The following is a 25,813-nucleotide window of genomic DNA, read 5'->3' on the forward strand; positions in this document are numbered from 1 at the left end:
GTCCGCCGACCGACACGATGGTCTTGATGTCGGCGGTCTGGGCGCGGGCCGGCCCGCCGCCGGCCAGGCACAAAGCGAGCATCGCGGCGCCCGCGCTTTGCAAAGGATGTTTCATGACGTGCCTCACCACTTCGAAAATTGCTCACGGAGTCTGCTGGAGAATGGTCGAGCCGTTCAGGATTCCGAGCTGTCCGACGCCGGCCGTGTTGTTGGCCCCGATCTGGCCGATCAGGCTCGAATTGGAGCCGCCGACCTGGCCGGCCAGCGCGGTGTTCGATGCCGTCGCGGTGGTGCCGCCCTGCCCGATCACCGAGGTGTTGACGGTGAGGAGCGATCCCGTCTGCAACGTGGTCGCCGTATTGGTCGCGCCGAACTGCATCGTCGTGGCGCTGTTGCTGGTGGAGCCGCTCTGCGAGATGAAGGAGTTGTTGGTCGTGCCGAACTGCAGCACGCTCGCCGAGTTGCCCGCCTGGGCTTCGACGGCGGTCAGCGCACCCAGCGCCGCGACCGTTGCAATGAGATAGGTGATCCGCATGTCATTTCCTCCGCGACAATAAGCGAGCCATCGCGATTGAACCGCCGGGCCCGATTGCGGTGATTTCGAGAATGGCCCGGACGCACCGCAACGGGGTGCGCCCGGCCACGGTACGTGGGTCAGTGCGCCGTCTGCGAGACGGTGCTGCCGTTGATGCCGAACACGCTGAGCTGGCCGACGCTGGCAGCGTTGTTCTGGAGCGCGGGAGGCCCGAACGAGTTCTGGGTGATCCCGCTGGTGTTGTTGCCGAACGCCACCTGGCCGGTGGTCGCCGAGTTCTGCACGCCGATCTGGTTGACCGTGCTGGCGTTGTTGAGCGAGGCCGAGCTGGTTCCCTGCATCGTGGACGCAGAGTTCACGAGGCCGAGCTGGCTGGTCGAGGAGCTGTCATTGGTGAGGCCGTTCTGCGTGACGCTCGAACCGTTCACGAGACCGACCTGCACCGTGGTCGAGGTGTTGGCGGCCTGCGCGGCGGATGACAGGGCGAACACGGCAACGGAAGCAAAAAACAATTTACGCATGGAGTATTCCTTTCGGGCCAAGTTGTTTTGACTGGGTTCGGATGCCGGTCCTGAATACGACTGACATCGTGGGAATACTCTGAACCGATCGTGTGCCGCGCGACAGACTGCAGTTCATGCTAATCGGTACGGACTAGACGCTGCGCGGTGCATCCGCCCGCAAACCGCACGATGTGCGGCTACCCCGCACCGGCGCGCGGCGCTTCCGCTTCGCGTCCCATGCTGTCGATCAGCCGCACCACTTCGATCGGCGACCGCAGTTCGAGCTTTCGCATCATCCGGGCGCGGTGGACCTTCGCCGTCACCTCGCTCACGCCGAGCCTTGCCGCGATCTGCTTGGCGACGAGCCCCTCGGCCATCAGCATCATGATCTCGCGCTCGCGGCTCGTCAGCGTCTCGACGCGCTGCCGGGCGTCGCGGACGGCGTCCTCGCGCGCCATCCGCCTGCGGTCGCGCTCGATGCCGTGCCTGATCGCGTCGAGGATCTCCTGCTCGCGAAACGGCTTCGGCAAAAACTCGACCGCGCCGCGCTTCATCGCCTCGACCGACACACGAACGTCGGAATAGCCGCTGATGAAGACGATCGGAATCAACACGCCCGTCTCGACGAGCCGGCGCTGCAGTTCGAGACCGGTCGGCGACGTCCCGGGAAAGCGAACGTCGAGCACGAGGCACGACGGTCCGCCGGAAAGACCTTCGGCCAGAAACTCGTCGGTCGACGCGAACAACTTCACCAGATGCCCGGTTTCCTCACACAGACTTCCAATCGCGTTTCGTATCTGAACTTCGTCGTCAACGACATAAACTGTGGCTTGACCTGAATTCATTGCAACAAACTCCCCAGCTTGGGGCTCGATGAGCGAGCAACGAGCCATCCATTCTTCTTGCAAGCGATAACAAGGTGCTTGGATGAATTCGCGGGGATCGAACGCTGTGCGTCCGTCCACCGGTTCGACGTCTTAGGGCCAACGCTCGCCTGAGGCGAGTGAACGCGTTCACACATCGCGCTTCTTCATTGCTTGAATCGCGCCGTGCCACAGACGGCATCACGGCCGGCATCACGGCGAGGCGCGTTATCGCGAGTACGGCAATCCGGCATCGTGGCCGCAATGTCGCCAACTGCGTCATGGCATCGCCACCCATGTGCCGGCCCGAACGCCAACCATCGGCAGCGTCAGCCGGATGATACGGGACGTTCAGTCAGCTAATCGAGTTCGATACCGCGCGCATCGTATCGATACGACGGGTATGCATTCCCGGCAAATCACGAAACGTCGCACCCGCGGACTTTACTTCTGGATCATGCTGCGCACCCGACCGTCGCCCCGGCGCGGACGACATACTGACGATCGATACTACCTTAGATAATTTACAACCATAGCGAGTGAATTGTCCTTCTTGCCGCCAACGAAGCCATTTCAACCAGGCGGGTTTTGATATGCGATTTGTGCCAGCAATTGCCTTGCTCGGAACTGCATGCGGCCTTGCTGCGATCTACGCCGCAGGGCCGGCCACGATCTCCGGCGCTGCCGGGAGCGCGGCAGACACGGCGGCTCACGCCTACGACCGGACCAGGCGGCTGCTCGTGCCCGCCGGCCGCGAAGCGCCGACGTTCGGGTCAGATGCACCCGTGTTCCGCTACGCCACAATCCAGCGCGGCAGCATCGAGCAGACCGTCACCGTTACCGGCGCCCTGCAGCCGGTGAAGACGATCGAGGTCGGATCCCAGCTGTCCGGACAGCTCGCCCGCGTCTATGTCGACTTCAACGACACCGTCGCCAAGGACCAGCCGCTCGCCCTGATCGATCCGCGCAGCTTCGCGGCCAAGGTCGACGAAGCCAGGGCTTCGCTCGCGGTTGCCAATTCCCTGGTCGATATCGCGCGCGCCAAGCTCGATCGCGCCCGGATCGATCTGCAGAACGCCAAAGGCAGCCGCGACGTGCTCGCCGCCAAGCTCGAAAGCGCCCAGGCGGTCAAGACCTCGGCGCAGAAGACCCTGCAGCGCAAGCTGGCGCTGCAGTCGCAGAACGTGGTGGCAACGACGACCGTCGACGACGCCCAGACCGAGTTCACCGCGCGCCTCGCCCAGGAGCGCGAGGCGGAGGTCCTGATGTCCCTCAACTCCTATTCGGTGGATGGAGCACAGGCCGATGTCCGCCGCATCGAGGCCGAGCTGCAGCAGGCTCGCATGGCGGTGCCGGAGAAGGCAGCCGTTCTCGCCGCAGCCCAGGCCGATCTCGACCGCACCGTGATCCGCTCGCCGATCAATGGCGTCGTCGTCGGCAGGTTCGTCAACGAGGGCCAGACGCTCGCGGTCGGCCTTGAGTCGCGGACCACCTTCGTGGTCGCCCACCGGCTCGAAGACATGGAGATTCACGCGCAGGTCGATGAAGCCGATATCGGACGCATCGCCCCCGGACAGCGCGCCCATTTCACCGTCGATGCCTATCCCGACCGCCNCAGGTGCGAAAGGCGCCACAGACCCAGCAGCACGTCGTCACCTACACCGTCGTGCTCTCGACCTCCAATATCGACGGCGCGCTGCTGCCCGGCATGACCGCGCTGGTGAAGATCGTGATCGAGCGGCAGGACGACGTTTTGAAGGTGCCGCTCGCTGCTCTCCGTTTCCAGCCGACCGGCGCGCGGCCGGACCCGGCCGGCGCGCATAGCGGCGTGNNNGGACGGCGAGCGGCTCGCTCCAGCGCATCGCGGTGACGGTCGGCGCCGCCGGCACCGAACAGGTCGCGCTCAAGAGCGGTGATCTCGTCGAGGGCAGTCAGGTCGCCGTCGGCCAGGCGATCCGGCCGGCCGGCATGGAGATCCTCGGAATCAGGTTCGGATCATGACCACCCTGCCCCTCATCAGCCTCCGCTCTGTGTCCAGGACCTATCGCACCGACGGGGTAGCAGTGACCGCGGTGCGCAACGTCTCCTTCGACATCGCGCCCGGCGAGATCGTCGCCGTGATGGGACCGTCGGGTTCGGGCAAGTCGACGCTGATGAACATGATCGGGCTGCTCGACCTGCCCAGCGAGGGCGCGGTCCATCTCGAGGGAGCCAATGTCGCCGAGCTCTCGGAAGACCGCCGCTCGTCGCTGCGCGCCCGCAGCATCGGCTTCGTGTTTCAGTCCTACAACCTGCTCGCGCGCCACAGCGCGATCGAGAACGTCGCGCTGCCACTGGTCTATTGCGGCATCAGCCGCAGGGAACGCCTGGCCCGAGCCGAGCAGAGCCTTCAGGCCGTCGGCATGCTGCACCGTGCCCATCACTTCCCGCGGCAGCTCTCCGGCGGCGAGCAGCAGCGCGTCGCGATCGCGCGCGCGCTGATCGCCTCCCCGCTGATCGTTCTCGCCGACGAGCCGACCGGCGCGCTCGACAGCCGGACCGGCGCCGAGATCCTGGCGCTGTTCGCAGCCCTCAACCGGGCCGGCCAGACCATCGTGATGATCACGCATGATCCCGGCATCGCGACGCAGTGCCGGCGCACGATCCGCCTGCATGACGGCGAGCTCGTCAGCGATGAAACGATAGCGGAGCTGCTGCCGAGACGGAGCGTGGCGTCATGACGATGCTCCAGGGGTTTCAGATCGCCCTGCATGCCCTGCGCCTCAACCCGCTGCGCAGCTTCCTCACCATGCTCGGCATCGTGATCGGCGTCGCCTCCATCGTGACCGTGTTCGCGATCGGCTCCGGCGCACAGCTCCGCCTGCAGGAACAGATCCGCTCGATCGGCGCCAATGTGCTGATGATCACACCGGGGGCGGTCTACCAGGGCGGCGTGCGCCTCAAGGACGGCAGCAAGCTGACGATGACCGAGGGCGACGTGCAGGCCATCCTCGAGCAGATCCCGGAGATCCAGGCCGCCGCCGGCTCGCTCGCCGGAACGGCGCAGGTCATCCACGAGGGCAAGAACTGGAACACCACGATCAACGGCACCACCAGCGGCCACTTCATGGTGCGCGACTGGCAGCTCGCCTCGGGGCGTTATTTTTCCGGCGCGGAAGAGACCGGCGCCGGCAAGGTCGTGATCCTCGGCAGCACTGTCGCGCGCGAGCTGTTCGCGCCGGGCGACGACCCGATCGGTGCCCAGATCAGGATCATGAAGGTGCCGCTCGAAATCGTCGGCGTGCTCGACCGCAAGGGCCCGGCGCAGGACGACGTCGCCTTCGTGCCGCTCAGCACCGCCAAGCTCCGCTTCCTCGGCAGCGCGAGCAACATCAACCGGGATTCGGTCGCCTACATCATCGCCAAGGTTGCCGCGGACGGCCAGATGGCGGGAGCGCGAGCGGAGATCGAGAGCCTGCTGCGGCAGCGCCACCGCATCCCTGCCGGCCAGGAGGACGACTTCAAGGTCCAGGATCCGGCCGCCGCCATGGAAGCGCAGCAGGGCGCGATCCGCACCGTGGCGCTCCTGCTCGTCGCCATCGCCTCGGTTTCGCTGCTCGTCGGCGGCATCAGCATCATGAACGTGATGATCGTGTCCGTCACCGAGCGCACGCGGGAGATCGGAATCCGCCGCGCGCTCGGCGGACGGATGCGGGACATCCGCCTGCAGTTCCTCTGCGAGGCCCTCGTGCTCTGCCTGCTCGGCGGCGCCATCGGCGTCGCCGGCGGCATCACGCTCTCGATGACGGTCGCCCGCATGGCTGGATGGATCACCTCGATCGACGGCGAGGCGATCGGCCTTGCCCTCGCCTTCTCGATCGCGACCGGTCTCATCTTCGGGTTCTATCCCGCCCACAAGGCATCGAAGCTCAGCCCGATCGAGGCGCTCAAGACGGAGTAGGACGATGCAGGGGGCGACGACATCAACGAGAAGACCAGGGAGGAGCCAGTCATGAGTCCGGATCCGAAGGATTCGATCACACCGACACCGCGTGAGCGTGAGCTGATGATGTTGATCGCGCGAGGCCTTCAGAACAAGAACATCGCCTACGAGCTCAAGATCTCGGAGAACACGGTGCGGGCGCATATCGGCAACATCATGCGCAAATACCGGCTCCAGAACCGGACCCAGATCGCGATCATCTATGCGCTCAAGACGGCCCCGCTTTCGCTGCGGCGCGATCTCACCAGGAATGGGACCGCTCCGGCAGCGGTGAAGCCGCCGCAGGCCCTGGCGCAAAATCCGCGGCTGCCGACCGCGCCGGAATGACCACGACCCCTTGCGCCGCCCGTCGGGCAAAACACCCAAGCGCCGGGTCAAGGGAGCAGCATCGAAATAATTCTCTTTATTCGAATTCGGATTTTTGTTAGAACCCATTCACTCCGGCCCAAGGAAGAGGGGCGCATCGCGATCGTCACGAACGCGGGCCGGGCGGCGGTGGACGCGGGCGACATCGGCACGAAGGGTTTTGCAGGGCGGGCAACCGTGAGCGAAGGCCTGGTGCCAACGACAGGTGCGGCTCGCGTACGGCAAAATCGTGTGGTCCTGGCGCCCGGGGTCTGTGCGCCAAGTCGTGTGGTGATGTCGCGGCCCGACCGGGCCCGCGCATCGATCATCCGCACGGCGACGGGGGCAATAGTGCATCGCTCCCCGGGGAGAGCACGACATAAGCCGTAAAGCCACTGCGCAGGGAAGGCCGGATGTTTGGCTTCACCTGTATGCCGCTGTGCAAATTCTTTGTTGCCACCTTTCGCACAGTGGACCGTGGGTGCCCGGCCGGCACCCGGTCTTCCCTGCGCCCTCTTTCATGTGAGGGTGAAGCGACGAAGCAAAGCTCGGGCGAAACAGGCCGCGAGGATGCGAAGGCGTGTCTGCGAACGAGATGCGAGTTGAAGGAGCGACGCCGTCACTCCGTCATTGCGAGCGCAGCGAAGCAATCCAGAGTCTTTCCGCGGCAGCAGTCTGGATTGCTTCGCTGCGCTCGCAATGACGAGGATGATGCAGTTGCGCGCCAAACTCCGCCCTCGTGCCCCGGACGCAGCGCAGCGTTCCTTCGACGGTGCGCTGCAGAGCCGGGGCCCAAGTCACAGCGAACCGGGCGGCCTGTTGGGTCCCGGCTCTGCGCCGCACCGCTTGCGCGCTGCGGCGCGTCCGGGACACCAGCATACACCATCCCCATCCCAGCCCTCTTGCATCGACATCAGGGCTTGTAACAAAACCGTCATACAGCAAAACTAAACGATTGCCGGGGCCGCGGTCGCGGCCATGCCGCCTCACCGCAGGGAGAGATTTGATGCGCCGTTCACTGCTGTTGCTGTCCGCCGGACTGACAGTGCTGTCCACTGGACTTGCTTCCGCCCAGAACAATACCCCCCGCAACCTGATCCTGTTCATTCCGGACGGCCTGCGCGCCCTCAAGGTCACGCCCGAGACGGCGCCGGCGATGGCGGAGGTCCGCGACAAGGGCGTCAACTTCAAGAATTCGCACTCTCTCTTCCCGACCTTCACCATGGCTAACGGCTCGGCGATGTCGACCGGCCATTATCTCGGCGACACCGGCGTGTTCTCCAACACGATCTGGACCAACTACACCTCGGTGCCGGCCGGCGACACCGTGGTCCCGTTCATCGAGAACGACGCCGTGCTCGGCGACATCGACGAGCATTTCAAGGGCGACTATCTCAACGAAGAGACCATTCTGAAGATGGCCCGCGACAAGGGCCTCAGCACCGCGGCGATCGGCAAGGTCGGACCGACCTACCAGTTCGACCATACCGACAAGCCGGAGAAGCCGGGTCTGCATTCGGTCGTGTTCGACGATTCCACCGGCGGCAAGAACGGCGTCGCGCTCTCGGACGAGGTGAAGGCAGCCCTGACCAAGGCCGGCCTGCCCCTCGCCACGCCGCCGCGCGGCGACAACAGCAAGGCGGGCGACGCGAAGACGCCCGGCACCACTGTCGCCAATGTGGCGCAGCAGGCCTATTTCGCCGACGTGGCCGCCAAGGTGGTGCTGCCGATGTTCAAGGCGCGCAACAAACCGTTCGTGCTGGTGTTCTGGTCACGCGATCCCGATGGCAGCCAGCACAACACCGGCGACAGCCTCAACCAGATCCTGCCCGGCATCAACGGGCCGACCTCGATGGCCGGCATCAAGAATGCCGACACCAACCTCGCCCAGCTCCGCAAGGCGCTCGACGAGCTCGGCCTCGCTGCCTCGACCAACATCATCGTTTCGGCCGACCACGGCTTCTCGACCATCTCCAAGGAAAGCAAGACCAGCCCCTCGGCCAAGCTCAGCTATGACGATACGCCGAAGGATTTTTTGCCGATGGGCTTCCTGGCGATCGACCTCGCCAAGGCGCTCGACCTGCCGCTGTTCGACCCCAATGACAAGAACGCGAGGATCGAGGGCAACAAGCATCCCAAGGCCGGCAACGGCGTGCTCGGCAAGGATCCGGAGAAACCCGACCTCGTCGTCGCCACCAATGGCGGCTCGGACCTGATCTATCTGCCGAACAAGGACAAGAAGCTGGCGGCCAAGACCATCAAGGCGCTGCTCGAGCAGGATTACGTCTCCGGCCTGTTCGTCGAGGACTCGCTCGGCCGCTTCCCCGGCACCCTGCCGCTCTCGAGCATCAACCTTCGCGGCAAGTCGGCGACCCCGACGCCGTCCATCGTCGTCAATTTCCGCTCCTATGCCAGCGAATGCGGCGAGGCGCCGACCAACTGCTCGGTGCAGGTCGCCGACACCGTGCTGCGCCAGGGCCAGGGCATGCATGGCAGCTTCAGCCGCGGCGATACCATGAACTTCATGGCCGCGATCGGTCCGGACTTCAAAGCCGGCTTCGTCGACGAGCTCCCGGTCAGCAATGCCGACGTCGGCATGACCGCGGCACAGCTGATGGGCCTGCGCGGCGCGCAGAACGGCGGCCTGGTCGGTCGAGTGATGTCGGAAGCCCTCCCCAACGGCGTCGTGCCGAAGGCGTACAAGGCGGTCGAGAAGTCGAAGATGTCCGAGAACGGCCTTCAGACCGTGCTCAATGTCCAGCGCGTCGGCAGCCAGCGCTATTTCGACGCCGCCGGCTTCCCCGGCCGCACGCTGGGCCTCGAGCCGGACGCCGGCAAACAAAAAACGGCGGGGNACCCCGCCGCTTCGCTCGCGCCCCGCAAGGGGCGCGATGAATTACATGCTGAGAATCTTACATCCCGATGTCGAACACGTTCGGCAATTGGCCCGCCAGGGGCAGCGCGGTAGCGCCGAGGAAGGTCGCCACCATCGCCATCAGGCGACGGTTGTTCTGGCGCTTGCCGCGCATCTGGCCGGCGATCCACTCCAGCATCTCGCTGTTGACCTTGGAGGCGTAGGACGGCGCCCAGCTCTCGATCTCGGTGTCGGCCGAAAGCGCGACGCTGCGCGGCGGCACCTTCAGGCCCGAGGCGCTTGCGGCATAATGAGCAACGGCCTTGGCGAGCAGGTCGTCGAACCGGCCGCCATCGGTGCGTTCGGTCGCGGCCTCGTTGATCTCGAACAGCGCCTCGGCTTCGGCGCGGCTGACCGGCTGGTCGTTGACGGCGGTCGCGGTCAGGATGCGGGCGCACCAGGCGGTGTCATCGGCATCGAGCGAGCGGGAAAAGTGGACCCGGCCCTTCGTGGTCGGGCCTTCGCCCGTGATCACGCCGTCGCGTACGATGGAGAGTGCGTGGGCCGCGGTGTCGCGGCAGGACGGTTCGAGGGACGGCGACTCAACGGACTTAGGCGCAGCGGCAGACATAGTTCACTTCCAGATTTCTTCTGATCGGCCAGCATTTCCATGCCGGCGTAAAGGGGTGGTTAACGATTCGATACGGGGATCGCGACTTTTCTCAATGGTTGCCGATTAGTCGCTACGAGGACCATTTCGGTTCCGGAGAGCGTCGGGCGAGCGTGATGCGGGTCATAAAAGGCTTTATCGGGGCAATCGAGACCGTGTGACCCCGGCACAGATGTTTCGCCGCACGTGCGGCTGTAACAGAAAAGTGCTAGGAGATCGGCTCTTCAGAGAAAGAATTCACATTTTACTTCAAGCGGTTCAGTCGGCGTTCACTTAGTCCTGCCAAGCCCGTATACTGACGGCGACGGTCCGCGACTAATTCTCAAGTCAATTCAATGCGATGAGGTAGAACCATGACACTTCCGATCGGCACCACCGCCCCCGACTTCGAAGCCGAGACCACCGAAGGGAAGATCAAGTTCCACGACTGGATTGGCAATAGCTGGGCCCTGCTGTTTTCACATCCCAAGGACTTCACGCCGGTTTGCACGACTGAACTCGGCGCGCTCGCCAAGCTGAAACCGGAGTTCGACAAGCGCGGGGTCAAGCTGATGGGCCTCTCTGTCGACCCGGTCGATCGCCATGCCAAATGGTCGGAGGACATCAAGGAGACGCAAGGCGCGGCGCCGAACTACCCGATGATCGGCGACACCGACTTCAACGTCTCGAAGCTGTACGAGATGCTGCCGGCCTCGACCTCGGGCGATCCCCTCACCCGGACGCCTGCCGACAACCAGACCGTCCGCAACGTCTTCATCATCGGGCCGGACAAGAAGATCAAGCTGGTGCTGGTCTATCCCATGACCACGGGCCGGAACTTCCAGGAGATCCTGCGCGTCATCGACTCGCTCCAGCTCACCGCCAAGCACCGCGTCGCCACCCCGGCCGACTGGACGCAGGGTGAGGACGTCATCATTGCCGGCTCGGTCTCCAACGACGAGGCCAAGACGATCTACCCGCAGGGCTGGAAGGAGCCGAAGCCCTACATCCGCATCGTGCCGCAGCCGAAATGACTTTTGGCGGTCGCGCCTAGCGGCCGCAAAAGTCATCCCGGGGCGATGCGTGAGCATCGAACCCGGGATCTCGAGATTCTCTGGTGCGCAATTGCGCACCAGAGTTCGGTCCTTTGGACCGCCCCGGAATGACTGCGTTGGATTACACGCTCAGGCCGCGTGCACGCGGTCGAGGAAGCTGTCGACCTCGGCCTTCAGGTGCAGGCTCTCGCCCGACAGCGCCTGGGCGGAGGCGAACATCCGGCTCGACGTCTCGCCGGTCTCGCTGGCGCCCTTGGCGGCGTGACGGACATTGACCGCGACATCGGCCGTGCCTGACGCCGCCGCGCGAACGCTGGCCGCGATGTTGTGGGTGGCGTTCCTCTGCTGCTCGACCGCAGCCGAGATCGAGCCTGCGATGCCGCTGATGCGCTCGATGGTCTGGCCGATCCCCTTGACGGCGGCAACCGATTCCTCGGTGGCAAGCTGCATGCTGGCGATCTGGCTCGATATCTCTTCGGTCGCTTTCGCAGTCTGGCCAGCGAGCGTCTTGACCTCCTGAGCCACGACCGCGAAGCCGCGCCCGGCATCGCCGGCGCGCGCCGCCTCGATGGTGGCGTTCAGCGCCAGCAGGTTGGTCTGCTCGGCGATGGAGGTGATCAGCTTGACGACGTCGCCGATGCGCGAGCCCGCCTCGGAGAGCTGCGCGATACGCTGGTCGGTGGCCTCGGCCTGCCGCACCGCCTCGGCGGAGATTTCGTTCGATTCCTGCACGCGCCGGGTGATCTCGGAGATCGACTGGGACAGCTCGTCAGAAGCCGAGGCCGCCGAGCGGACATGCTCCGAGGCGTCCTCGGAGGCCCCGGCCGACCGCGCCGACAGATCGGCGGTAGAGCGTGCGGTGTCGGTGAGCTGCCGCGCGGCCCGTTCGAACTCGCCGGAGGAGCTCAGCACCTTGTCGAGGATGCCGCCGACGCTGCCGCGGAACTCCTCGACGAAGTTGCGCAGCTCCGCCTTGCGCTGCTCGGCCGCGGCGGCCGTGGCCGCCGTCTGCTCGCTACGCAGGCGCGCCCTCTCCAGCGAATTGCTCCTGAACACCGCGACCGTGCGGGCGATCTCGCCGATCTCATCGGCACGGTCCTCGCAATCGATCTCGACGTCGCTCTGGCCATCGGCGAGCGCCGTGAGAGAGCGCGTCACCGAGGTGAGCGGCCGGGTGATACGGCGGACGATCAGCAGCGTGAGGACCAGGACCAGCAGCGCGGCAAGTCCGGCGGCGGCAGCCATGCTCGAGATCGCCTGGGACAGCATGCTCTCGAACTGGGCCATGGGAATGCCGACATAGAGAATGCCGGCAACCCTGCCGGCGGCGTCAACGACCGGGAAATAGGCGGTCATGAACGACTTGCCGAACAGGACGGCCGGGCCCTTATAGGCCTCGCCACGGCGCAGGCCCGCCTGCGCCGGATGATCGGCGGCAAGCTGGGTACCGACGGCGCGGTCGCCATTCTCCTTCTTCACATTGGTCGAGCGTCGTACGAACTGCCCGCTCGCCTCGTCGAATACGAACAGGGTCGCGTTGCCGCCGACATAGGACACGGCGCGATCGACGATCGCATGGTCCTTGAACTCCGGCATTTTCGGGATCTCGGCGCGCACGACCGCGCCATCCTTCATCGTGATCTTGGCCTCTGAAGCGGTCTCGGCAAAGGCCAGCGCCAGGGTGCGCAAATTGACCTCGATGTCGCGCAGCGCGCGATCATTGAAGGCGGAGGTGAGCGACCAATAGCCGGCGCCAACCACCAGCGCCGTATTCACGGCGATCAGCAGTACGGCAGACAGCACAGCCTTGGTGCCGAGCTTGAACTGCGGCAGGAACCCTGCCGTCGAAAGGTTGGACATGAATGGAATGACCCCCGTAATTCCTGCATAATCGTGCAATCGGCTTACGGCAGCATTAACGGCGGTTCACAGCGCCGCGAGTGGCATGCTTTCCAAATCGTAAACGAGGACCCGCCTGACCACGCCAAGCGCACCGCCCATCATCGTCTGGTTTCGCGATGACCTTCGTCTGTCCGACCACCCCGCCCTCCATGCCGCCGCCAAGACCGGCGCCAGGACCGGCGCTCCGGTCGTCTGCCTTTATGTGCTTGACGAGACGACCGGGCGAGCACCGGGCGGCGCGGCGCGCTGGTGGCTGGCGCAGTCGCTGCGAACGCTCGGGGCCGAGATCGTCGCGCGCGGCGGGACACTGATCCTGCGCCGGGGAGCTGCGGTCGGGGTGATCCCCGACCTGGCGCGCGAGAGCGGCGCCCGCGCCGTCTACTGCAACGGGATCGCGCAGTCACCTCATCAGGCGGTTGAGCAGCAGCTCGGAGCTGCCCTTTCAAAGCTCGGCGTGGACTTGCAAATCTTCCCCGGCGACCTGCTCATCCCACCCTCGGAGATCCGCAACAAGGAAGGCCAGGGTCTGCGCGTATTCACGCCGTTCTGGCGGCGGGTGAAGTCGCTCGGCGATCCGCCAAAGCCCCTGCCCGCACCAGAGCGGCTGCCCCCGGGTCCGAAGATCGCAAGCGCCACGCTGGAGAGCTGGACGCTCGAACCGACACAGCCAGATTGGGCTGGCGGCCTGCGCGAGAGCTGGACACCGGGTGAAGCCTCCGCCCGCGCGCGCCTGCGCGACTTCCTCACGCACACCGCGCGCGTCTATGTCGGCGACCGCGACCGCCCGGACCGGGCCGGCACCTCAGGCCTGTCGCCACACCTGCGGTTCGGCGAGCTCAGCCCGCGCCAAGTCTGGCACGCCGCGCGGTTCGCAGCAGCCGAGCATCCTGCGCTCGGGCCAGACGTAGAAAAGTTCCTGAGCGAGCTCGGCTGGCGCGAGTTCTGCCGCCACCTGCTCCACGACCATCCCGACCTCGCGACCGAAAACCTGCAAGCGAATTTCGACCGCTTCCCTTGGAAGCCCGACAAGAAGGCGCTCGGCGCCTGGCAACGCGGCCGTACGGGCTATCCGATCGTCGATGCCGGGCTGCGCGAGCTCTGGCACAGAGGCGTGATGCACAACCGGGTGCGGATGGTGGTCGCCTCCTTCCTGGTCAAGCACCTCCTGATCGACTGGCGCGATGGCGAAGCCTGGTTCTGGGACACGCTGGTCGATGCGGATGCCGGCAGCAATCCGGCCAACTGGCAATGGGTCGCCGGCTGCGGCGCCGACGCCGCGCCCTATTTCCGCGTCTTCAATCCACAGCTGCAGGGCGAGAAGTTCGATCCTGAGGGTGCCTATGTCCGGCGCTGGGTGCCGGAGCTGAAAGACCTGCCGGCGAAGTTGATCCACCAGCCCTGGCGGGCGACGCCGGTCGAGCTGGCGAGCGCCGGCATCACGCTCGGCAAGACCTATCCGCGGCCGATCGTGGATCATGCGAGGGGGCGCGAGCGTGCGCTCGCCGCCTACGCAAAGATCCGCAAAGGTTGAGCGTTGCTTTGACACAATTGTGAAACCAGCTATCGTCATCGCTCCATACAAACCGTGGGGGACGATATGGACGAAGAGAAGCCGATCACCGAGCAGGCGGTGGAGACGATGACCGCCGCCGTGGAAGCAACCAAGGACGCCGCAGTCGCCGCCGTCCAGAAGGTGAAGAAAGCCGCCAAGAAGGTTGCGAAGAAAGTAGCGCCGAAGAAGGCCAAGAAGTCGTCGAAGAAGGCCGCAAAGAAGTCGTCAAAGAAAGCCGCCAAGAAGAGCGCGAAGAAAACCGCGAAGAAGGCCGTGAAGAAATCAGCGAAGAAGGCCGCCAAGAAGAAAAAGAAGGCCAAGAAGTCCAAGCGCTGATCGCAGCTCGGAGCATGTCTCCGGGTGCGGGCGCGCCCGGCGACGGCTCCTACCCCAGCTTTTGGGTGGCGCGCCGACCCGGATGGTGCTTGCCTTGCGGATCGCGGAACTCGCTGCGATGGCCGCGCCGGTCCTCGGCATTGAAGCGCCGCCGTTTCTCGGGCGAGCCGAACGCCTTGATCACCTTCCTGCCATTCACCTTTTTGATGACGTAGCCGCCCTCGGTCATCGAGAACGGCTCCTTCAGCGTCCCCTTGTGGTCGAACCTGGTGCCGCGCGGGTGCTTGAACGGCTCGAACCAGGACGGATAGACGAAGTTCGACATCTCGAAGCCGTCGACGCGAAAGAAGTCCTCCTCCACGGCATCGCAGACCTCGTAGGCATATTGCGTGTTCGGATTCTTGTCCGCCCAGAGATTGGCCATGGGGTCGAGCACCATCTCGAACAACTCGTGCGAGGCCGCGACGCTGACCGGCTCGTCGCCCAATGCCTTGACGAAGATCTTTGAGATCGGCTGGCCGCGATGGGTCAGTTCGTGGCGTCCGAGCATGTTCTTGTGGGAGGCATCGTCGAAATAGACCAGCTGCCAATCCGTCGGCTTCGGCTTCTCGGTGACATAGAGGTCGACCGGATAGCCCCAAACCGGGAGGAAATGCTTATCGTAGCATTTCTGGAGCGCCGCGGTGAGCCTGCTCATCATGCGGCCGCCGATCGTCTCCTCGGCATAGTTGACGCAGGCGATCCGGACCGGCTTCAGGGACCGGCCAAGCAGCGCGCGTCTGGCGTTCTTCATGGAAATCACCGCGTGAAAGGGAAAGTTGAAATGTGCGGAGCGTAACACGGGCGCGGCCCGCACGTCAGGGATGTATTCCGCCGCCTAGAAGCGCCGGTTGACCACGAACACCGCGGCCGCGCACAGCACCATGCCGGCAATCGCCAGCGCATCGAGTTTTTCGCCGAACAGCAGATAGGCCATCAGCGCGGTCACCGCGGGCACGAGGTAGAACAGGCTCGCCACCGAGGTGGCCGCGGCGTGACGGATCAGCCAGTACAGCAGCCCGATCGATCCGATCGAGAGCGCCACCGCAAGCCAGGCCAGCGCAAGCACGAACTCCCGCGTCCAGTGCACCACGCGGTCCTCGAACAGGAAGGCGCCGATCGCGAAGAAAATCGTGACGGCCACGTATTGCACGAGATTGCCGGCGCGCCAGTCGATGTGATTGCAGTAGCGGCGCTGATAGAGCGTGCCGAGTGTAATGCTGATCAGCGAGACCACCGATGCAAGCCAGCCGAGCCCTGCTTCGCCGGTCATCGGGCGGTTGTGCAGGATCATCACCACGCCGCCGAGACCGAGCACGAGGCCGCCCCATTGCACCGGCGTCACCTTCTCGCCGAGCCAGCGGTTGGCGATGGTCGAGGTCAGGATCGGCTGAAGACCCGGAATCAGCGCGGAGAGCCCGGCCGGAATCGAATGGGCGATCGCGATCGCGGTGCCGCCGAGATAGAAGCCGTGGACCAGGATGCCGGCGACCGCGCTGTGCGCGATACCGAGACGATCCGGCCATTTCGGCCGGGCAATCGCGACGATGATTGCCATCAGGCCGACCACGATCGCCATCCGGATGGCGAGATAGGTCAAGGGATCGGCGTTGTTGACGACGTATTTGGTGCCGATGAATCCGGTGCTCCAGAGCAGGACGAACAGGATCGGCGCGGCGCGGGCGGGAATGGATTCTTGATTATGGTTCATTGCCGCCCTCATTGCCCCATGGGGACCTATGCGGCAATGCGAATTTCTTGATGAATCTCCTGCCGGGCGATGCTGCGCTGCGACGGACGGCGGCTCGGCTCAGCCACTCACCATTCTTCCGGACAGGGATCGATGATCTTCCAGAGCTCGACACCGTTCTTGATCTTCTTCATGTCGGTGGTGAGCCCGCCNGGCGGATCCAGTCCTTCACCGTGTCGGGGTAGTAGGACATCAGGTCCGACGTCCCCTCGGCGCTGGTGACCTTGATGCCGAAGGTGAAGGCCTTGTCGTAATAGGCCTGGTGGAAGCCGAGGCTGGCCTTAGGGGTCACGCAGATCTTGTTCATCGGCACGATGCCGAGAACCAGGGTGCAGGCCGAGTTGCAGATGCCGTCGATGATGACGCGCTCGCCCTTGTCGCGGACGCGCTTGTACTTGGCCTTGTACTCGTCGACATAGCCGCCATGGTCGCGGGTGATGTGCAGCTCGGCCCGTGCCGGCGCGGCGGCGGCGAAGCAGAGCAACGGCAGGCTCAGAAGCGTGATGCGCATGGCGAGATGACGGTGAAAACCTTGCAGGGACGGGCCGGCCTCAAAGAACACCCCAGGCGACCGGCAGGAATCTAGCCGAATTCTTCTTGGTCATACTTGTGTGGGGAATTCGTTAAGCATCCCGAAACGGCCAAAAATGGGCAGACTTTGACCCCACTTCCGGCAATTCTGTCACACCCAGCTGGGAATCTGCGGGTTTAGGCCCGTTTTCCGGTCCTCAGCCGGGTGCCCCGGCGACCCAAAATGGCTATAACCGGCCAACCTATTCGCGCGGGTTCCGGAGAATCGAGATGAGCAAGTTGAAGCTTGTAGCCGCAGTTGCTGCCCTGTCAGCCGCAATCCTGGCCCCTGGCCTTGCGGAGGCACGGGTACATCACCGGTATCACCGCTCCTACGTCAATCCGCTGCCCTACCCGATCAGCTATCTGCACAATTACGGCCCTGGCCTCACCCCCGGCACGTTCGCCTATTACGACGGCCCCGCGACCAACCACTGCTACCGGAGCGCGGCCGCCTATGTCGGCCAGGACCGCCGCCGGCACCCCTGCTACTAAAGGGGCGCCAACGCGGCCGTCGCGGGCGCCCCTATTTCGCGGCGCCCGACTGCAGCAACTGCTTCTCGATCTCATAGACCGGCAGCTTGACGAGGTCCTTGCCGACCTCGCCCTGAAGCGCCTTGCGCACGAGATCCGAATAATCGGCGCGGATCATGCCGAGCGCACGTGGCGAGGCCACCATGGTCAGAGCTGTGGTCTCGCCCGAGCTGACCGCGGCATCCAGCCGGCCGGCGAGGCTGCGCAGGAAGGCGCGCTCAGCCTCGTCGTGCCAGTCGGTCTGCTCGACCGAGCTGCGTGCGCCGCCGGCCACGCCGTGCAGCCGGCCCGGCGCATCGCTTCCTTGCGCGCTGGTCGACGGATTGGGCTGCTCGTGCACCTCCCTGGTGTGGAGGTTCGGAAACATCTCGTCGCCGAGGTTTTCCAGAATGAGTGCCTTGCGCCCGTCGCACACGACCAGCCAGTCGCCCTTGTCAATTCTCATCTTGTCCATTGCACAGTCTCCAAACAACAGTGGGCGGGGACCGATACTGACCGCCGGCCGCGCTTCGCATTCCGCGAAGGACTGCCCACAACGACAAGACTAGGGACGAAGCCGCGGGCGCGACTTGCGCAGGATCAAGGTTAGCGGCGCTACCACGCAACACAGGCGCGGCATGGCCAGGAACGCAAAGCGGAGATAGTCTGATGGAGCTAGATCAGGCCCGCGGCGGAGCGGCTGAAGATTTATTCATCAGCATTACATTTCGGCTCCGCCACAATTTGATCAGAACAACTTCGATATTCTGTATTGCGTAAGCAGAGGAAGACATCATGAATCTCAAGATTGGCCTCGTCGTCGCGTCCATGTTCGGTGCCCTTGCGGCATCGCCGGCGGCGTCCGCCATGCCTATCGCGCCTGCGCCTGCCGTGCCGCAGGTCTCCGACGTCGAGCAGGTCCGCATGGTCTGCGACGCCTGGGGGCGCTGCTGGTGGCGTCCGAACTATTATGGGTATTACGGCCCGCGGCCGTATTACGGGCCCCGATATTATGGGTATGGGCCGCGTGTCTACGGACCGCGCTATGGATATTACGGCTACCGGCGCTGGTGATATCTGAAGGGGCCCTCAGGGCCCCTTCGCTTTTGCAAGACCACCGTGCCAACCTGTTCGGCCTCGACTGCAGCCATTCCAAAACTGATCTAGATCAAAGTGAAAATCCAGCCACGGCGTCATTCTACCGTGATGGCCGATTTGATCGTTTTTCGGTGCCCCCAGACGGGCATGAACGTGCAGACGCATCTGGAAAAGCAACAGCGACCCGAGGGACGGAGCTTCGAGTCCTTCGCCTGTCCCGCCTGCACGCGTCTTCATTTCATCGACCTCGTCAGCGGCCAACCGATCGGCCGGGACCGTTGATGCCGACAATGATCCGGCAGGCTACTTGGCATGATGTCCGCAATACTACGGCCCGGAATCCAGTTTACTGAAGCGGGATGTTTAGCCATTGATGGCAATGTACTGACGTTCATTTTATTGTCACATTGCAGCAATCGGCCAGACGCATGTTCGATGCCCTCGTCCCGTCCTCGGCGCTTCAGCTGATCAGCTTTACAGATGTCGATGCCTTCCGGCCGGTCGAGTCGATGGAGGATGCGAGAAGCATTCCGCTCGACGTCCCGAACTTCGCGGCCGCCCGCGCCGTCGTCTCCCTGCCGGCGTGCCGCATCGTTGTGATGCGATCCTTCGCGCGCATCCTCGACACTGCCTACCGCATGCCGGGCGGCATGGTGATCCTGTCGATGACTGACGACCTTCAGGTCAATTCCAAGGGGGTGGATCTCGACGCGCGCTTTTTCGTTGCGCTCCGCGGCAACGACGAATGCCATTTCGTCGAGCCTCAGACCAATCATCACGCGATGATCATCCTCTCGCCCGGCCTGAAAGACCGGGGCTGGTTCGATCATGGCGACGATTTGCGGGCCCATGTCGCGAACCGGCCCGCCCTGCTCCATTCGCGCCAGCTCGTGCTCGACATCCTGCGAACCGCGTCGGTGCAGCCGTTCCTGTTCGAGACCACCGAGGCGGCCGCCCATCTCCAGGAAGGCTTGCTGCTCGCGCTCGACGATCTGTTTCGGATCGGCGCCGGCCCGGACCGGAGCACCTCGGTCCAGGGCGGGCGGTCGACCAGGCTGGTGCAGTGGATCGATGATTACGTAGCGGCCTATCCGACCGCTCCGATCTACACGGCCGATCTCGCCGGTGAGTTCGGCGTCTCGATCCGGACGCTTAGCGGAGCCGTCAGCAAGGTGCGCGGCATGAGCCTGCACCAGTACATTCGGCTGAAGAGATTGTGGGCCACCCGCGCCCGGCTCCTGAAGGGCGGCGGCGCCACCGTCGCCACCTGCGCGCGGGCCCAGGGCTTCCATCACATGGGCGAGTTCGCCGCGGCTTACCGTGCGACCTTCCACGAGACCCCCTCGGACACTCTGGCGCGGGGTCGGCGAACCGGCCTTCCGGCGGACTGAGGCTGCGAGAGGGGTGACGGCCGTCGGGTCTCGGCATCGCCTGGACTATGGCGGAACCACCGACGGGGACTGGCGCGCTCGGAAGGATTCGAACCTCCGACCCTCGGAATCGAAATCCGATGCTCTATCCAGCTGAGCTACGAGCGCCCTGGCCCTAAGGATTGGGCCGTGAACCGCGAAGCGCCGGACCGTGGCTGGCGCGAGCCAGCACACCGGGCGGCGTTCGGACGGGTTCGAATTAGCAGAGAGGCTGGCCAATAAAAAGCCCTTCCCGCCTCCATGGAGGCAGGTCACAGGCGGCTTGTCACCAGGTCGTGTTGAACAGGCCGAAATGCGGCTGCTGTGCCACCATCATCGGCCGGCCATATTGTGGCCCACCATACTGCGGCCCACCATAATACTGCGGCCCATACTGCGGCGCCGGATGCGCCCTTGCGATCTTGCGCTTGGGCTGGGTCTGAGCCTTGGCATCGATCTTCTTGGCTGCGGCGGCGGCATCGGCCTTCGAGCCCGGTGTGAACTGGGCGAACGTCTCGCGCACCCGCGCCTTGGCCGACATCTCGGCGAGAGTCGCCGTCGCGCTGTCGTGCACAGGCGGCTGCGGCGCCGCAACAGCGGCGGTCTTCATCGCAGGTGGGGCAATCGTCGGCTGACTGGTGTCGAGCACGACCCGCTCAGGCAGATGGCGATCGGACCGGATCCGGATCACCGGCTGTTCATTGCCTGCAGTCGCAACAGCCTGTGTCACGGGCGAAGCCGGCACAACGAAGTTCACCGCAAGCAGCAGCGTGAGCAAGGCTCCGCCGACAAACATGAAGTACCGAAAGATGGGCATTGGCCGCACTCCGCCCCCCGCAATCCCCGCGTGGGCTCTCCGCCTTAACAGGCGATACTCTAATTGGTTCCTGGCCCGGCCCTTCGGTTCAAATGGAGACGCCAAGTATTTTGGCCAAGGCCAGAACAGCGGCGGAAACGGTAACTTTTCCGCTACCGGAAGACGCCGCCCTTCAGGCCCGCCGTGCGGCAACCAGCGAGCACTTCGCCTGATCCGCGTTGACGTTGACGTAGCCGACCGAAATGCGCGCGAAGGTCTTGCGGCTCTTCATGCTGACCGTGTCGGCCAGCACCCGGCTGCGAGCGGTGAGAGGCGTGCCGTCCCGACGCACGAATGCGCAGATGATCTCGACGTCCCTTACGGCATAGTCGTTGTCGTTTCGCAGCGTGAACGTCACCAGCGCCTTTGAGCCCAGGCCGCCGCGACGCCAAGTCTGTGACGAAATCCTGAGATGGTCGAGGTCTGCTGCGGCCGAAGCCGGGACTTCGGCGGTGGGCGACACCACCACCGCGGCATCTTCCGGAGCAGCCGGCTCGACGGCGGCCAAATCTGCCTTGAGGTCCGACTTGACCGGCTCGGCACTGCTCCCTCTGGAGAGCGGCAGCAGCATCCAGATGCCGCAACCGACGATGATGGCCGCCAGCAGCCACAGCAAGCCTCGGCCAAACGAAACGCTCGCGACCGTCAGTGCCCGAGCCAGTCGCTCGCCGGTCCCGGCAAAGCGTCCCAACCTGATCCGGTCAAGCCTGGCATTCATGGATGCACCACCGATGGCGGCCGAACTGCGTTTGCGCGACGCGGCAGTCCACTGCTTATCTTAATCCGGGAGAGGAACTAAGGTTCCCGCGCTCCAGGCGAGTCGGCAGGGACGGTGGCGATCACCGGCCGGGGCCGCTAACATGCGCCGCAACATCGCAAGCCCCCGTTGGGAGACTATAAAATGCCAATTGCCGTCACTTGGGATCACGTCCATCTGCGCAGCCCCGATCCGGAGGCCACGGCGGCTTGGCTGCGGGACATCTTGGGTGGCGAGGTCGTGCGGGCGCCAGGACGGATCGACGTGAACCTCGGCGGCGCAAAAATCTTCATCGCGCCGCTCGAGGGCGACAGCGCGGTCAGCCCGCCGCCCCCGCACCCGCATCAGGGGCTCGACCATTTCGGTCTGACGGTGAAGGACATCGACCTTATGGCCGCCGAGATCAAGGCCAAGGGCGTCACATTCACGCGCGAGCCGACGACGATCCGGCCCGGCGTGCGCATCTGCTTCATCCGCGGCCCCGAAGGCATCTCCATCGAGCTGCTCGAGCGCGACAAGAAATACACCTGACATCGTGCGAGCCGCGTCAAGCAATGGCGAGACCAGGCGGAGCGCCGCTTGGCTCGTTATGTCATGCTGCCGGGCATGAAGCAGCGGATGGTGACACCCATATAGCCGTAGATCGGCCACACCATGGTGCGCCCCACCCGGTTCGGCTCCGAGATCACGGCCTCCTCGGGCACGTCGACCCAGACGAGTTCCTGCTGCTGGCCGTCAAGCACGTAGCCCAGGCGCGGGACGCGGACACGATAGTGCCCGTCCTTGCTCTCCCAGTCAGTATCCGAGAGCGCCGAGCCGTCAGCATCGGAACAGCACGGCCCCTTGCCACTCCGCAGGCCATCGAACCATGCCTTCAAATCGGCATTGGTGTTGACGAACTGGCCCCGGTCACGGGCGTGCCCGAAGGGAGCCGCGAGCCCAATCAAGCCTACGACGCATGCCAGCCTCGTCACGACTCGCCAGCGTGTCGCGCTGCCAATCCACCGTCGTTCGTTTTCGCAAATCGTGGGACGCGCACTGTACAGACGCGGCTCGTCGCCGCCGGAATCGATCCAGTTGGTCACGTTTGTCTTGCTCCAGCACCCCGCGGCCAGTGCAACAATGGTTATGCATTTCGCGGGCCAACTTGATTCGCAACGACTGGCCTCGCCCCATAATGAGACCGTCATATCGACGTCACAGACAAGCCGGGACAATTACGGTCTGCGCGACAGGTTGCCCGCCGGCAAACTGCCGCGTTGCGCGAGCGGATGTGCTTTGGCATAAAAGCTGGACCGGCTGCGCCATTGGGCGATGGCGGCCGGCCTACGGGACGTTATGAAGAACGGCCTCTATTCGATCCACGTCACGCTGCTCGATGGGCGAGTCGGCAAAGGCAGCGGCGTGATCCTTTTTCGCGACGGCAAGATCCTTGGCGGCGATGCCTACCTCTATTACACCGGTAGCTACGTCGTGAAGGACGAGCACACATTCAAGGGCGAGGTGCTGGTACAGCGGCACACGTCGCCTCGGGGCGACGACAATCCGCTGTTCGGCGGCCCTGCCCCTGTCGGCATTGGCGTGAGCGGGACCTACACGGAAACCCGCGCGGAGATGACGGGGACGGCGCTGGTCGGCAAGGCCAGCCTGATTTTCGGCGCCACCCTGCACAAGCTCGCCGAGGCCGATTAGAGCGCGAGAACTATTCGGCCGCCTGCTCCAGCGGCGCCGTGCGCGGCAAGATGATCTGGATGCGCGTGCCCCCGCCCGGCTCGGAATCGAGATCGAGCCGGCCGCCGAGCCTGTTGGTGACGATGCTGTAGACGATATGCAGCCCGAGGCCGGTGCCGCCCTGGTCGCGTCTTGTGGTAAAGAACGGATCAAATGCGCGGCGGCGGACGTCGAGCGACATGCCGCAGCCATTGTCGGAAAAAATGATCTCGACATTGTCCTTGCCGGACTCGCGCACCTGGATGTCGATGATCCCCGGGCGCCCGTCGGGAAAGGCGTGCGCCACCGAATTGAGAAACAGGTTGGTCAGCACCTGCCCGTACGGGCCGGGATAGCTGTTCATGGTCAGGCTGGGCTGGCAATCGACGTTGAGAGTGAGGTTGTGCTTGCGCAGGCCCGGCCGCAGGCTCATCACCACCTGCTCGGTGAGATCGCCGAGGTCGAAGGTGCGCTGGTCCGAATAGTTGCGGTCGGCGGCAACCTGCTTGAACGATTGGATCAGTTCGGCGGCGCGATTGAGATTGGAGACGAGTTGCGAGGATGCGTCGCGGCTGGTGTTCAGGAAGTCGTTGAGCGTGGAGCGGCGAAGCTCGCCGCGCTCGACTTCGGACGTGAACATCGCGGTCTTGCGCTCCAGCGCGGAGGCAACCGTGAGACTGATGCCGACGGGATTGTTGACCTCGTGCGCGACGCCGGCGACCAGCCGCCCGAGCGCGGCGAGCTTCTCCGCCTCGATCAGCGAGGCCTGGGTTTCGCGCAGATTGCGCAGTGCGGTCTCCGCCGATTCCTTGGCCTTTCGCATCTCCTGCTCGCCGCGCTTGCGCTCGCCGATGTCGAGCGCCACGGTGACGATCCGCTCGATCTCGCCCTCGGCATCGAGCAGCGGCAGCTTGTTGACCAGCCATTGCCGCATGTTGCCGGAGGCGTCCTGGTACTCCTCCTCGTAGAAGCCGAGGCCCTTGCGCAGCCTCAGCACGCGCTTGTCGTTCTCGTCGGTCTTGGCTGCGCCGTAGCGCGACATCAGGTCGGCCGTGGTGCGGCCGAGCGCGTCGCCGGGCTCGATGCCGAAGATGCCCGCCATGTAGCGGTTCATCAGCACGTAGCGCAGGTCGCGGTCCTTGACGTTGATGACCGCCGGCACGGTGTCGATGACCTGCTGGAGCAGGCGGCGGCCTTCGGCGATGGCGTCTTCCGCCCGCTTCTGGTCGGTGATGTCGCGCAGCGTGCCCTCATAGCGGACAATGTTGCCCTGCTCGTCCCGCACGCCCGTGGCGCTGTCGGAGAGCCAGAGGATGTTGCCACTGCGCTGGCGCACCTGGTACTCGAATTCGCGCACCATGCCGTCGCGCGTCATCAGCTGCTGGTACTCGTCGCGCGCCTCGGGATGGACGTAGATGGTGTGGGCGATGTCGTTGATGCTGTCGATCAGGTGCTGCGGGCTGTCATAGCCCATCATCCGCGCCAGCGCCGGATTTGCGTTGAGGAGGTCGCCGGCCGGCGTCGTGACGTAGATGCCGTCGACTGAACCCTCGAACAGCTTCCGATAGCTTTCTTCGGCCAACCGCTGCTCGGTGAGCGCGCGCACCGCCGCCTCACGCGCGGTGTCCGCCTCCTCCAGCGCGCGGCGGAATACTTCGGCCGCGCGCGCGATGTCGCCGATCTCGTTGTCGAGATCGGCGGACGGGATCGACGTGTCCTTCTGGCCCGCCGCAAGCGCGCGAATGGACCGTGCGATCTGGGCGAGCGGGCGCACCGTGCGCCGCACCACGAAGCCCGCCGCGAGAATGCCGATCAGCACGCCGATCGAGCCGAGCACGATGCTCTGCCACCGCGCCTCCGTCAGCGTGCGGGCAAAATCGCGCGACAGCACGTGGCCACGCCTTGCGCTGACCTCGCGCAGCAATTCGGTGACGCGCCCGATCAGCCGGCCCTCGGTGCCCAGCACCTCGCGGTCGATGTCGGCGATCTGACGCTCGCGGACGGCGACGGCCATGATCGCCTCGGCATAATCGTTCACCGCGGCCTTCAGCCCGGGATCGGTGATGTCCATCGCCCGCATGCCCTGCGCGGACTGCTCGGCCGCCGACGGGTTGCGCGCGAGCAGGCCGAGCGCGATCCGGCTCTGCGCATCGGACAGGCGGGNGGTCCGCGGTGCCGGAGACCGCCGCATCGAACCGGTCGCGCAGCGGCGGCATGCCGGCGAGCAGCTGGGCGCGGCGGTCGATCAGCGTCGAGATTCGCTCCAGGCCATTGCGATAGGTCGCGAGCCGCTCCGTGACCCCGTCGATCATGTCCTGCTGCTCGGGTGCGAGCTCGATGCGGGTCTTTTTCAGGATGTCGCTGAGCGTCGCGGCCGCCTCGCCAACCTGCTTGAACTGGATGCCGGCGCCGGGATCGGTGACGAAGTCGCGCGCCGCGAGGCGCAGCTCGTTCATGCGGCGGTCGATATCCTCGGCAAGGTCGCCGACGCTCTGCAGCCGCTGCAGCTCGGCGAAGGTCGTGTCGATGTGGCGG

25 protein-coding genes, 1 tRNA gene and 2 pseudogenes are annotated in these 25,813 nt (G+C 64.9%); 13 read left to right on the forward strand and 15 right to left on the reverse strand.

The annotated features are described in order from the left end of the window. Positions 1 to 142: 142 nt before the first annotated feature. The 3 genes from A5906_RS20685 to A5906_RS20695 all read right to left on the reverse strand — a co-directional run bounded on the left by A5906_RS20685 (position 143) and on the right by A5906_RS20695 (position 1,883). Positions 143 to 535 (reverse strand): curlin, encoded by a 393-nt coding sequence (locus A5906_RS20685; RefSeq protein WP_080137173.1) that lies wholly within the window; start codon positions 533 to 535, stop codon positions 143 to 145. 119 nt (positions 536 to 654) lie between these two features. Further along, the gene (locus tag A5906_RS20690) at positions 655 to 1,056 is read right to left on the reverse strand and encodes a curlin subunit CsgB (protein ID WP_080137174.1); all 402 of its coding nucleotides are present in this window, start codon (positions 1,054 to 1,056) and stop codon (positions 655 to 657) included. Between the two features lie 179 nt (positions 1,057 to 1,235). Continuing rightward, complete coding sequence (locus A5906_RS20695; RefSeq protein WP_080137175.1) at positions 1,236 to 1,883, reverse strand: response regulator transcription factor; 648 nt, start codon at positions 1,881 to 1,883, stop codon at positions 1,236 to 1,238. Positions 1,884 to 2,494: 611 nt separating this feature from the next. On the opposite strand from A5906_RS20695, the gene A5906_RS20700 reads away from it, so the two are divergent. From A5906_RS20700 to A5906_RS20730, 5 genes are all read left to right on the forward strand, one after another. After that, the coding region (locus A5906_RS20700) for an HlyD family secretion protein (RefSeq protein ID WP_245326817.1) at positions 2,495 to 3,515 on the forward strand (1,021 nt) is incomplete at its 3' end. A 383-nt stretch (positions 3,516 to 3,898) separates the two neighbouring features. Beyond that, positions 3,899 to 4,621: an ABC transporter ATP-binding protein gene (locus A5906_RS20705; RefSeq protein WP_080137176.1), complete on the forward strand. Its 723-nt coding sequence runs from the start codon at positions 3,899 to 3,901 to the stop codon at positions 4,619 to 4,621. Then, complete coding sequence (locus A5906_RS20710; RefSeq protein WP_080137177.1) at positions 4,618 to 5,841, forward strand: ABC transporter permease; 1,224 nt, start codon at positions 4,618 to 4,620, stop codon at positions 5,839 to 5,841. The genes A5906_RS20705 and A5906_RS20710 overlap by 4 nt, the downstream gene beginning before the upstream one ends. A 51-nt stretch (positions 5,842 to 5,892) precedes the next feature. Then, the gene (locus A5906_RS20715) at positions 5,893 to 6,210 is read left to right on the forward strand and encodes a response regulator transcription factor (RefSeq protein ID WP_080137178.1); all 318 of its coding nucleotides are present in this window, start codon (positions 5,893 to 5,895) and stop codon (positions 6,208 to 6,210) included. Between the two features lie 1,024 nt (positions 6,211 to 7,234). Next, the coding region (locus A5906_RS20730; RefSeq protein WP_080137319.1) for an alkaline phosphatase family protein at positions 7,235 to 9,082 on the forward strand (1,848 nt) is incomplete at its 3' end. A gap of 58 nt (positions 9,083 to 9,140) precedes the next feature. Here A5906_RS20730 and A5906_RS20735 read toward each other — a convergent pair. After that, positions 9,141 to 9,713 (reverse strand): hypothetical protein, encoded by a 573-nt coding sequence (locus tag A5906_RS20735; protein WP_080137179.1) that lies wholly within the window; start codon positions 9,711 to 9,713, stop codon positions 9,141 to 9,143. Between the two features lie 392 nt (positions 9,714 to 10,105). Between A5906_RS20735 and A5906_RS20740 the strand changes: the two genes are divergently transcribed. Next, positions 10,106 to 10,765 (forward strand): peroxiredoxin, encoded by a 660-nt coding sequence (locus A5906_RS20740; RefSeq protein ID WP_080137180.1) that lies wholly within the window; start codon positions 10,106 to 10,108, stop codon positions 10,763 to 10,765. A 150-nt stretch (positions 10,766 to 10,915) separates the two neighbouring features. Here A5906_RS20740 and A5906_RS20745 read toward each other — a convergent pair whose 3' ends face one another. Continuing rightward, positions 10,916 to 12,646 (reverse strand): methyl-accepting chemotaxis protein, encoded by a 1,731-nt coding sequence (locus A5906_RS20745; RefSeq protein ID WP_080137181.1) that lies wholly within the window; start codon positions 12,644 to 12,646, stop codon positions 10,916 to 10,918. A gap of 169 nt (positions 12,647 to 12,815) precedes the next feature. Between A5906_RS20745 and A5906_RS20750 the strand changes: the two genes are divergently transcribed. Then, entirely contained in the window at positions 12,816 to 14,219 is a 1,404-nt protein-coding gene (locus tag A5906_RS20750; RefSeq protein WP_245326832.1) for a cryptochrome/photolyase family protein, read from the forward strand. Positions 14,220 to 14,285: 66 nt separating this feature from the next. Next, positions 14,286 to 14,576, forward strand: a complete 291-nt coding sequence (locus A5906_RS20755) for a histone (RefSeq protein WP_080137183.1) — start codon at positions 14,286 to 14,288, stop codon at positions 14,574 to 14,576. A gap of 49 nt (positions 14,577 to 14,625) precedes the next feature. Here A5906_RS20755 and A5906_RS20760 read toward each other — a convergent pair whose 3' ends face one another. From A5906_RS20760 to A5906_RS20770, 3 genes and pseudogenes are all read right to left on the reverse strand, one after another. Continuing rightward, positions 14,626 to 15,369, reverse strand: coding sequence for a hypothetical protein (locus tag A5906_RS20760; protein WP_080137184.1), 744 nt, complete (start codon positions 15,367 to 15,369; stop codon positions 14,626 to 14,628). An 84-nt stretch (positions 15,370 to 15,453) separates the two neighbouring features. Then, positions 15,454 to 16,326 carry a DMT family transporter gene (locus A5906_RS20765; RefSeq protein ID WP_080137185.1) on the reverse strand — a complete coding sequence of 291 codons (873 nt, stop codon included), beginning with the start codon at positions 16,324 to 16,326 and terminating at the stop codon, positions 15,454 to 15,456. A gap of 192 nt (positions 16,327 to 16,518) precedes the next feature. After that, positions 16,519 to 16,876 (reverse strand): annotated as a pseudogene (locus A5906_RS20770) (hypothetical protein); the annotation flags it as partial. 290 nt (positions 16,877 to 17,166) lie between these two features. On the opposite strand from A5906_RS20770, the gene A5906_RS20775 reads away from it, so the two are divergent. Then, positions 17,167 to 17,430 carry a hypothetical protein gene (locus A5906_RS20775; protein ID WP_080137186.1) on the forward strand — a complete coding sequence of 88 codons (264 nt, stop codon included), beginning with the start codon at positions 17,167 to 17,169 and terminating at the stop codon, positions 17,428 to 17,430. A 31-nt stretch (positions 17,431 to 17,461) separates the two neighbouring features. Here the strand turns inward: A5906_RS20775 and A5906_RS20780 are convergent, their stop codons facing one another. Continuing rightward, positions 17,462 to 17,923, reverse strand: coding sequence for a host attachment protein (locus tag A5906_RS20780; RefSeq protein ID WP_080137187.1), 462 nt, complete (start codon positions 17,921 to 17,923; stop codon positions 17,462 to 17,464). A 320-nt stretch (positions 17,924 to 18,243) separates the two neighbouring features. Here A5906_RS20780 and A5906_RS20785 point away from each other — a divergent pair, with 320 nt between their 5' ends. Together A5906_RS20785 and A5906_RS20790 are read left to right on the forward strand one after the other, a co-directional pair. Then, entirely contained in the window at positions 18,244 to 18,522 is a 279-nt protein-coding gene (locus A5906_RS20785) for a hypothetical protein (RefSeq protein WP_080137188.1), read from the forward strand. 452 nt (positions 18,523 to 18,974) lie between these two features. Further along, a complete protein-coding gene (locus A5906_RS20790) occupies positions 18,975 to 19,937 on the forward strand; it encodes a helix-turn-helix domain-containing protein (RefSeq protein ID WP_080137189.1) in 963 nt (320 codons plus the stop codon). A gap of 70 nt (positions 19,938 to 20,007) precedes the next feature. Here A5906_RS20790 and A5906_RS20795 read toward each other — a convergent pair. From A5906_RS20795 to A5906_RS20805, 3 genes are all read right to left on the reverse strand, one after another. Beyond that, a tRNA-Arg gene (locus A5906_RS20795) sits at positions 20,008 to 20,084 on the reverse strand. 157 nt (positions 20,085 to 20,241) lie between these two features. Continuing rightward, positions 20,242 to 20,772, reverse strand: a complete 531-nt coding sequence (locus tag A5906_RS20800; RefSeq protein WP_080137190.1) for a hypothetical protein — start codon at positions 20,770 to 20,772, stop codon at positions 20,242 to 20,244. A 172-nt stretch (positions 20,773 to 20,944) separates the two neighbouring features. Beyond that, positions 20,945 to 21,529: a hypothetical protein gene (locus A5906_RS20805; protein WP_080137191.1), complete on the reverse strand. Its 585-nt coding sequence runs from the start codon at positions 21,527 to 21,529 to the stop codon at positions 20,945 to 20,947. Between the two features lie 183 nt (positions 21,530 to 21,712). Between A5906_RS20805 and A5906_RS20810 the strand changes: the two genes are divergently transcribed. Continuing rightward, a complete protein-coding gene (locus A5906_RS20810) occupies positions 21,713 to 22,099 on the forward strand; it encodes a VOC family protein (RefSeq protein ID WP_080137192.1) in 387 nt (128 codons plus the stop codon). Positions 22,100 to 22,155: 56 nt separating this feature from the next. On the opposite strand, the gene A5906_RS20815 is transcribed toward A5906_RS20810, so the two are convergent. Beyond that, the gene (locus A5906_RS20815; RefSeq protein ID WP_080137193.1) at positions 22,156 to 22,653 is read right to left on the reverse strand and encodes a hypothetical protein; all 498 of its coding nucleotides are present in this window, start codon (positions 22,651 to 22,653) and stop codon (positions 22,156 to 22,158) included. Positions 22,654 to 22,906: 253 nt separating this feature from the next. On the opposite strand from A5906_RS20815, the gene A5906_RS20820 reads away from it, so the two are divergent. Beyond that, positions 22,907 to 23,260, forward strand: a complete 354-nt coding sequence (locus tag A5906_RS20820) for a GrlR family regulatory protein (protein WP_026312675.1) — start codon at positions 22,907 to 22,909, stop codon at positions 23,258 to 23,260. 10 nt (positions 23,261 to 23,270) lie between these two features. Here A5906_RS20820 and A5906_RS20825 read toward each other — a convergent pair. Beyond that, positions 23,271 to 25,441: PAS domain S-box protein (locus tag A5906_RS20825; RefSeq protein ID WP_245326818.1), on the reverse strand; the 2,171-nt coding region annotated here is incomplete at its 5' end. A gap of 1 nt (position 25,442) precedes the next feature. Continuing rightward, positions 25,443 to 25,813, reverse strand: a pseudogene (locus tag A5906_RS44770) (histidine kinase); the annotation flags it as partial.

Origin of the sequence: Bradyrhizobium sacchari (genome assembly GCF_002068095.1) — a bacterium.
Classification (GTDB): Bacteria; Pseudomonadota; Alphaproteobacteria; order Rhizobiales; family Xanthobacteraceae; genus Bradyrhizobium; species Bradyrhizobium sacchari.